The organism is Pseudoduganella sp. R-34 (genome assembly GCF_049904655.1).
Taxonomy (GTDB): domain Bacteria; phylum Pseudomonadota; class Gammaproteobacteria; order Burkholderiales; family Burkholderiaceae_D; genus Rugamonas.
In genome coordinates, this window is record NZ_CP184572.1 from 6,795,933 (window position 1) to 6,801,932 (window position 6,000).

Below are 6,000 nucleotides of genomic sequence, written 5' to 3' on the forward strand. Positions count from 1 at the left end.
AGGGTTTTTCGCAGTACCAGCAGGAGCCCTTGGGAGGCAGCGATTGGCGCACGCCGCTTGGACGCTCGGCCGTTGCGACACTTTGTGCGGGTGGGATTTCCTGTTGCGTCTCCACGATATTCCCCTTTACTGACAAGCCCTGGAACCAAGGTTACTGCTTTGCGCGGACAGGAGCATGACCTGCCTCAACAAAATAATAGCAGGATTAAATCAGTGGCATAGGGGACGCAACGTGCGCCAGCGCACCAAAAGAAACATAAATATTCCAATGGGATGCGCCGGCGCGATAGGACTTAGTTCCGTGACATCACAATGATGCGGAAGCCGCGAAGATGCCTTATCTTTGCATCCCGCTTTCACTGCAACTGCCACAATCCATGTCACGTTCCGAACGCCTGCTCAATCTCTTGCAAGTCCTGCGGCGCTACCGCCGCCCGGTCAGCGGCCAGGTCCTGGCCAATGAACTTGGCATCAGCATCCGCACCTTGTATCGCGATATCGCCAGCCTGCAGGCCCAAGGGGCCATGATCGAAGGAGAACCGCGTATCGGCTACGTCATGAAACCCGGCTTTATGCTGCCACCCTTGATGTTTGGCTCGGAAGAGCTGGATGCCCTGGTGCTGGGCATGCGCTGGGTCGCGGATCGCTGCGACCCGACGCTTGTCGAGGGAGCCATGAATGTGTTGGCCAAGGTTTCAGCCGTGTTGCCAGCAGAGTTGCGACGCGAGTTGGATGAGTCGGCGCTGCTGGTTGGCGCCCCATTGCGCAGGCCTGGCAACCCGCCGTCTCCCGACATGCTGCGCAATGCCGTGCGCTCCGAGCAGAAGCTGCTGATCACTTACGTGGATGGCAGCGGCATCCAGACGCAACGCGTGGTGTGGCCTTTTGCCTTGGTCTATTTTGACCAGGCCAGGGTGCTGATGTGCTGGTGCGAGCTGAGAAACGGCTTCCGCAATTTCCGAGCAGACCGGATTCTGGCAACAGCGGAAACGCATGAACGCTATCCGAAGCGACGCGCCGCCCTGCTGCGCGAATGGCGCAAGGCCCATCGGGAAGCCGCCGAATCAATACTGCCAGAATCTGGCAGGATAGGAACTTAAACTGGGCCCTCTTTCAAACCAGGAGCTCAGAATGAAATTCGCATCGGTACGCGTGGTGACGCAGGATCTCGACGGCATGATCGCGTTTTACCAGCACCTTTCCGGCATCGCGGCAAACCGTCCTGCAGAGGGCTTTGCAGAAATCCACTTCAACGGGGCCGTGCTGGCCCTTTCTTCAGAACGGCTGATCGCCCTGTTCAATGTGGGAGCGGCAAAAGCGGCAGCCAATCAATCAGCGATCCTGGAGTTTGAAGTCGGCGACGTGGATGCAGTGCTCGAGCGGGTAGCCGGCAATGGCGTTGATATCGTCATGCCGACAACGAGAATGCCGTGGGGGAACCGCTCCTTGCTGCTACGCGACCCTGACGGCAATCTCGTCAACATCTTCTCCCGTCCCGCCGACTAGCGGTGCTTCACTTGCCGATGCAGAAGCGGGAGAAGATCACGCCCAGCAGGTCGTCGGAGGAGAACTCGCCGGTGATGGTGGAAAGCTGCACTTGCGCGAGACGCAGTTCTTCCGCGAACAGGTCCAGCGACTGGTCGGTTTGCGCCGCGTGCTGGCCGGCATAGTCGAGATGGCGGGACGCGTTGCGCAAGGCGATCAGGTGGCGTTCGCGCGCGAGGTAGAGCGACTCGCCGGTCTGCTGCCAGCCGGCGATGCGCAGCAGTTCCGCGCGCAGCAGGTCGATGCCGGTCTTCTCGTTGGCGGAGAGGTAGATGTGCGTTGCATCGGCCATCTGGTCGACCGATGGCTTGTGGCCCGACAGGTCGATCTTGTTCCAGATGCGCAGCACCGGCACGCCTGGCGGGAAGTTCGCGACGATGGTTTCGTCATGGCGGGTCGGGCCGTGGTCGGCGTCCAGCAGGTGCAGGATGACGTCGGCCTTGCCCACTTCGCCCCAGGTGCGTTCGATGCCGATGCGCTCCACCACGTCCACCGTTTCATCGTGGCCGCGGATGCCGGCGGTGTCGATGATGTTGAGCGGGATGCCTTCGATCTGGATCGTTTCGCTGACCTTGTCGCGCGTGGTGCCGGCGATCGGCGTGACGATGGCCACTTCGGCGCCGGCCAGCGCGTTCAGGAGTGAGGACTTGCCCACGTTCGGCTGGCCGACCAGCACCACGTTCAGGCCTTCACGCAGCAGCGCGCCCTGCGAGGCTTGCTTGAACACCTGGTCAAGGGCTTCGACGATGCCTTTCAGCTGGCCGCGTGCATCGGACTTTTCGAGGAAGTCGATTTCTTCTTCCGGGAAGTCGAGCGTGGCTTCCACCAGCATGCGCAGGTGGGTGACGCGCTCCACCAGGGCGTGGATGGTTTGCGAGAAGGCGCCGCTCAGGCTTGCGCTGGCGGATTTGGCGGCGGCTTCGGTGGAGGCGTCGATCAGGTCGGCCACGGCTTCGGCCTGGGCCAGGTCCAGCTTGTCGTTCAGGTAGGCGCGGCGGGTGAATTCGCCGGGTTCGGCCAGGCGCAGGCCTTGTTCGGCGCCGGCTTCCAGCACGCGCTGCAGCAGCATCTGCAGGACGATCGGGCCGCCGTGGCCTTGCAGTTCGATCACGTCTTCGCCGGTGTAGGAGTGCGGGGCTTTGAACCAGATTGCGATGCCCTGGTCGATCACGGTGCCGTCGGCTTGCGTGAAGGGGATGTAGGTGGCGTGGCGGGGCTTGAGGTCTGCGTCCTTGAACAGGGCTTTGGCCAGGGGCTGCAGGTTCTTGCCGCTGGCACGCACGACGCCGATGCCGCCGCGGCCGGGGGCGGTGGCGATTGCTGCGATGGGGGAGGAGTCTAGGTTCATTTGGTGATTTTATTCTCTAAAACCGGTAAACCTGTGTCAGACCCGCAGGGTCTGACACTGTCTGCTCCACGGCCTGGGGCTTCGGCGGTTTACCGGTTAAAAAAAGCCCGCGTCTGGCGCGGGCTTTTCATTACTTACTTGGCGACGCCAACTTCAAGCTTTTTGGTAATCACCCACTGCTGCGCAATCGACAGCAGGTTGTTCACCACCCAGTACAGCACCAGGCCGGATGGGAAGAAGAAGAACATGACCGAGAAGGCAATCGGCATGAACATCATCATCTTCGCCTGCACCGGATCCGCAGGCTGCGGGTTCAGGCGGGTGGTGATGTACATCGAGATCGCGTACAGGATCGGCAGGATCGCCCATGGGTCGTGCTGGGTCAGGTCGGTGATCCACAGCGCCCATGGAGCGCCGCGCATTTCAACCGACGCGTTCAGCACCCAGTACAGGGCGATAAACACCGGCATCTGCACCAGGATAGGCAGGCAGCCGCCGAGAGGATTGATCTTCTCGGTCTTGTACAGCTCCATCATGGCCTGGTTCATCTTCTGCGGATCGCCTTTGTAGCGCTCGCGGATGGCGGTCATCTTCGGCGTCACGGTCTTCATCTTCGCCATCGAGCGGAAGGAAGCGGCGGACAGCGGGAAGAACAGCAGCTTGATCGCCACGGTGAAGGCGATGATGGTCCAGCCCCAGTTGCCAACCACGGAGTGGATGGCAGCCATTGCCGCCCACATCGGGCGCGCCACGATCGCCAGCCAGCCGTAGTCCTTGACCAGGTCCAGGCCTTCGGTCACTTGCTTCAGGGTGTCGGTGTCTTGCGGGCCGGAGTACAGGCGGGCATTGTTGGTGACCGACGCGCCTGGCGCCAGGGTGCCCAGCGGCTGCACGACGCCGATGGAGTACAGGTTGTCGCCTTCTTTCTTGGTGAAGATGGTGCGCTCCAGCTTATCCTGCGGCACGAAAGCGGACACGAAGAAGTGCTGCGCAATCGCGACCCAGCCGTCCTTTGCCTCGGTCACGTGGCCAGGCTTGAACTTGGGATCTTCCGCCAGCGACTTGGCATCTTTCTCGATCTGCTTGAACTCGTACTTCTTATAGTGGCTCTCCGAGGTGTACATGGTCGGGGCGATGAACGATGGGTTCATGAAGCCCGAACCTTCCGGCGGCGTGCCGTCATGCTTCAGCTGCAGGTAGAGCTGAGGGCTCACCGGAGCGGCGCCGGTGTTGGTGACGGTATGCTGCACATCCACCACGTAGTCGCCCTTCTTGAAGGTGAAGGTCTTGACCAGCTTGACGCCGCCCTGCTCCGCTTCCAGCACCAGTTTGACCTGGTTGGCATCATTCAGCACGCGCGCGCCCGGCTGGGCCACGAATGGAGTCTGGTGGTTAGGCAGGTTAGGCGCGTTCACCAGGCCGGTCTCGCCCAGGTAGATATGCTTGCCGTTCTCGCTGAACAGCACTTCGGTGTTGTTGCCACCCTTAGGTTTGCAGAACTCGAACAGGCCGAAGCAGCCATTCAGCCAACCCGGATCGGCGCTGCCCTTGTGCTTCAGCAGTTCCAGGCGCTTGATGGTGCCGCCCAGGGTGTCGATATCGACGCGCATCACGTCGGTGGTGATGGTCACCACTTCGGTCTTGATCGGAGCAGCAACCGCAGTGCCATTCACCGCGGCGGCAGCGGCAGCAGAAGCAGGCGTGCCGGCGGCAGTCGCGGAGGCCGAAGCCACGACGGCTGGCTTGGCAGGAGCCGGAGCAAACATGGACGGCTTGCCGGTCGAGATCATCCAGTTATTCCACAGGATAACCAGCGAGACCGCGAAGACGATCCACAGGATTGAGCGTTTATTGATATCCATTCGGTTCTTCAGGAGTGGTTGAAGTGCTTGGGCGGCACGGGATCGACCCCGCCCGCGTTCCAGGGATGGCAGCGGCAAACCCGGCGAAACGCCAGGTAACTGCCATGAGCCGCACCATGCTCGCGCACAGCTTCGAGCGCATAGTTGGAGCAGCTAGGGTAAAAGCGGCAACTCGGTGCACCCATCAGCGGACGGATGACCCATTGGTAAAAGCGCAGCAGGATGGTCAGCAGCGTTTTCATTTTGCCGGCCTGGCCTTGTTGGCCGATGCAAAGAGGCGCGTCAGTTCCTGGCGCAGTTCGGCCTTCAGCTTGGCCGTGGTGGCCGGGCCGTCCTTGCTATTGACGGGGCGCGACAGGCGCACCACGCAATCAATGCAGGGAAGGCTGGACACGCGGAACAGTTCGCGCGTGACGCGCTTGATGGTATTGCGGGTAACCGCGCGCGGTGCAAAGCGTTTGGCAACGACAATGCCCAGCCGCGCATTCGGCAGCTGGTTCTGGCGGGTATAGAGCACGAAGTGCGCGCTCTTCTGCGTTGGCCGCAAACTAAAAACGGATGAAAATTCATCCGTTTTTATGATGCGCCGAGCGCGAGCGAAGTCGTGTCTGCCTTCGCCTGTCGAGCTGTTAGGACAGCTTTCCACGCGATCAGCTAACAAGCGTGCTTAAACTACAGCCAGACGCTTGCGGCCTTTTGCACGACGTGCGTTCAGGACTTGACGGCCACCACGGGTAGCCATACGGGCGCGGAAGCCGTGGGTGCGCTTGCGACGCACAACGGAAGGTTGGTAAGTACGTTTCATGTTGGTCTCGCTTAAAAATACAAAATCGGGACGGGAAAGGTGTCCCTAAAAATGTTGGTGCCAATGACATTTCGCGCACTGCGCCAATCTCACTGCCCGCTAAATCCGCGCATCGTATCTGAAAAATTACGGACTACGGGCGGGGAACCCAGAATTATCAGGATTTTTCGGTTTACTGTCAACCACTTAAACCGGTAAACCAGTGTCAGACCCGCAGGGTCTGACACTGCCTGCGGCAGCCGCGGATCGGTGCCTGACCCTGCGGGTCAGGCACCGGTTTACCGGTTTGAATAAGTTTGGTTGCGAAAAACCCAACCCCAGCACGCTTGTGCAAAATTTCTGGTTAACCTGTGGATAACTTCCGACTTAGCGGCTAGAATAGCGCGTTACGTGTGGCGATTACGAACGCCCTCCCACACTTTTTGCATATAGATAGATTC

Annotated in this window: 7 protein-coding genes; 2 read left to right on the top strand and 5 right to left on the bottom strand. The window is 60.4% G+C overall.

Annotated features, from left to right (window positions below):
- Positions 1-377 precede the first annotated feature (377 nt).
- Positions 378-1,100 carry a helix-turn-helix transcriptional regulator gene (locus ACN9MW_RS31060; protein ID WP_426166289.1) on the top strand — a complete coding sequence of 241 codons (723 nt, stop codon included), beginning with the start codon at positions 378-380 and terminating at the stop codon, positions 1,098-1,100.
- A gap of 31 nt (positions 1,101-1,131) precedes the next feature.
- Complete coding sequence (locus ACN9MW_RS31065; protein ID WP_426166292.1) at positions 1,132-1,506, top strand: VOC family protein; 375 nt, start codon at positions 1,132-1,134, stop codon at positions 1,504-1,506.
- Positions 1,507-1,513: 7 nt separating this feature from the next.
- Here the strand turns inward: ACN9MW_RS31065 and mnmE are convergent, their stop codons facing one another.
- The 5 genes from mnmE to rpmH all read right to left on the bottom strand — a co-directional run bounded on the left by mnmE (position 1,514) and on the right by rpmH (position 5,560).
- Complete coding sequence (mnmE, locus tag ACN9MW_RS31070; protein WP_426166295.1) at positions 1,514-2,893, bottom strand: tRNA uridine-5-carboxymethylaminomethyl(34) synthesis GTPase MnmE; 1,380 nt, start codon at positions 2,891-2,893, stop codon at positions 1,514-1,516.
- Between the two features lie 134 nt (positions 2,894-3,027).
- A complete protein-coding gene (gene yidC, locus ACN9MW_RS31075; RefSeq protein ID WP_426166298.1) occupies positions 3,028-4,755 on the bottom strand; it encodes a membrane protein insertase YidC in 1,728 nt (575 codons plus the stop codon).
- 8 nt (positions 4,756-4,763) lie between these two features.
- On the bottom strand, positions 4,764-4,997 hold the full coding sequence (gene yidD, locus ACN9MW_RS31080) for a membrane protein insertion efficiency factor YidD (RefSeq protein ID WP_426166301.1): 234 nt from the start codon (positions 4,995-4,997) through the stop codon (positions 4,764-4,766).
- A complete protein-coding gene (gene rnpA, locus ACN9MW_RS31085; RefSeq protein WP_426172350.1) occupies positions 4,994-5,338 on the bottom strand; it encodes a ribonuclease P protein component in 345 nt (114 codons plus the stop codon). Before rnpA ends, yidD begins: the two co-directional genes overlap by 4 nt.
- An 84-nt stretch (positions 5,339-5,422) precedes the next feature.
- Positions 5,423-5,560, bottom strand: a complete 138-nt coding sequence (gene rpmH, locus ACN9MW_RS31090) for a 50S ribosomal protein L34 (RefSeq protein WP_078035393.1) — start codon at positions 5,558-5,560, stop codon at positions 5,423-5,425.
- Positions 5,561-6,000: the final 440 nt, after the last annotated feature.

What these genes read in the sequence shown, in the direction of transcription:
- ACN9MW_RS31060 (WP_426166289.1), top strand. Translation starts at nt 378, where the DNA reads ATGTCACGTTCCGAACGCCTGCTCAATCTCTTGCAAGTCCTGCGGCGC.
- ACN9MW_RS31065 (WP_426166292.1), top strand. Translation starts at nt 1,132, where the DNA reads ATGAAATTCGCATCGGTACGCGTGGTGACGCAGGATCTCGACGGCATG.
- mnmE (WP_426166295.1), bottom strand. Translation starts at nt 2,893, where the DNA reads ATGAACCTAGACTCCTCCCCCATCGCAGCAATCGCCACCGCCCCCGGC.
- yidC (WP_426166298.1), bottom strand. Translation starts at nt 4,755, where the DNA reads ATGGATATCAATAAACGCTCAATCCTGTGGATCGTCTTCGCGGTCTCG.
- yidD (WP_426166301.1), bottom strand. Translation starts at nt 4,997, where the DNA reads ATGAAAACGCTGCTGACCATCCTGCTGCGCTTTTACCAATGGGTCATC.
- rpmH (WP_078035393.1), bottom strand. Translation starts at nt 5,560, where the DNA reads ATGAAACGTACTTACCAACCTTCCGTTGTGCGTCGCAAGCGCACCCAC.